Origin of the sequence: Flavobacterium nitrogenifigens, from assembly GCF_003254565.1 — a bacterium.
Lineage (GTDB): Bacteria > Bacteroidota > Bacteroidia > Flavobacteriales > Flavobacteriaceae > Flavobacterium > Flavobacterium nitrogenifigens.
In genome coordinates this window covers 1-1,689 of sequence record NZ_QJRI01000131.1, presented here as the reverse complement: position 1 = coordinate 1,689, position 1,689 = coordinate 1, and the positions used below count along the sequence as shown (strand labels likewise).

Genomic DNA, 1,689 nt, shown 5'->3' with positions numbered 1-1,689 from the left:
TTGAGACCGGCGCACGGGTGCGTAACGCGTATGCAATCTGCCTTCCACAGAGGGATAGCCCAGAGAAATTTGGATTAATACCTCATAGCATAATAAGCTGGCATCAGCTTATTATTAAAGTCACAACGGTGGAAGATGAGCATGCGTCCCATTAGCTAGTTGGTAAGGTAACGGCTTACCAAGGCGACGATGGGTAGGGGTCCTGAGAGGGAGATCCCCCACACTGGTACTGAGACACGGACCAGACTCCTACGGGAGGCAGCAGTGAGGAATATTGGTCAATGGGCGCAAGCCTGAACCAGCCATGCCGCGTGCAGGATGACGGTCCTATGGATTGTAAACTGCTTTTGTACGGGAAGAAACACTCCGACGTGTCGGAGCTTGACGGTACCGTAAGAATAAGGATCGGCTAACTCCGTGCCAGCAGCCGCGGTAATACGGAGGATCCAAGCGTTATCCGGAATCATTGGGTTTAAAGGGTCCGTAGGCGGTCTTGTAAGTCAGTGGTGAAAGCCCATCGCTCAACGGTGGAACGGCCATTGATACTGCAGGACTTGAATTACTGGGAAGCAACTAGAATATGTAGTGTAGCGGTGAAATGCTTAGAGATTACATGGAATACCAATTGCGAAGGCAGGTTGCTACCAGTGGATTGACGCTGATGGACGAAAGCGTGGGTAGCGAACAGGATTAGATACCCTGGTAGTCCACGCCGTAAACGATGGATACTAGCTGTTGGGCGCAAGTTCAGTGGCTAAGCGAAAGTGATAAGTATCCCACCTGGGGAGTACGAACGCAAGTTTGAAACTCAAAGGAATTGACGGGGGCCCGCACAAGCGGTGGAGCATGTGGTTTAATTCGATGATACGCGAGGAACCTTACCAAGGCTTAAATGCAGACTGACCGATTTGGAAACAGATCTTTCGCAAGACAGTTTACAAGGTGCTGCATGGTTGTCGTCAGCTCGTGCCGTGAGGTGTCAGGTTAAGTCCTATAACGAGCGCAACCCCTGTTGTTAGTTGCCAGCGAGTAGTGTCGGGAACTCTAACAAGACTGCCAGTGCAAACTGTGAGGAAGGTGGGGATGACGTCAAATCATCACGGCCCTTACGCCTTGGGCTACACACGTGCTACAATGGCCGGTACAGAGAGCAGCCACTGGGTGACCAGGAGCGAATCTATAAAGCCGGTCACAGTTCGGATCGGAGTCTGCAACTCGACTCCGTGAAGCTGGAATCGCTAGTAATCGGATATCAGCCATGATCCGGTGAATACGTTCCCGGGCCTTGTACACACCGCCCGTCAAGCCATGGAAGCTGGGGGTGCCTGAAGTCGGTGACCGCAAGGAGCTGCCTAGGGTAAAACTGGTAACTAGGGCTAAGTCGTAACAAGGTAGCCGTACCGGAAGGTGCGGCTGGAACACCTCCTTTCTAGAGCCCAAATCGTTAGCCGCAAGGCACGCTTGGGAAATAAGATGCCGAAGCTTTGGTTTTGGATCTTGAAATTGCATTACTCTTGCTGTTGATTTAAAAAAATGATAAAAATTAAGTAAAACAGAGTCTCGTAGCTCAGCTGGTTAGAGTACTACACTGATAATGTAGGGGTCGGCAGTTCGAGTCTGCCCGGGACTACTTTTTAAAATCAATTGAAAATTGAGAATTAAAAATTAAAAATGTTAGCTTAAAAAAAA

At 49.7% G+C, this 1,689-nt stretch carries 1 tRNA gene and 1 rRNA gene; both read left to right on the top strand.

Annotated features, from left to right (window positions below):
- Nucleotides 1–1,429 (top strand): 16S ribosomal RNA (locus DM397_RS00600); the annotation flags it as partial.
- A 127-nt stretch (nucleotides 1,430–1,556) separates the two neighbouring features.
- Nucleotides 1,557–1,630, top strand: a tRNA-Ile gene (locus DM397_RS00595).
- The last annotated feature ends 59 nt before the right edge of the window (nucleotides 1,631–1,689 follow it).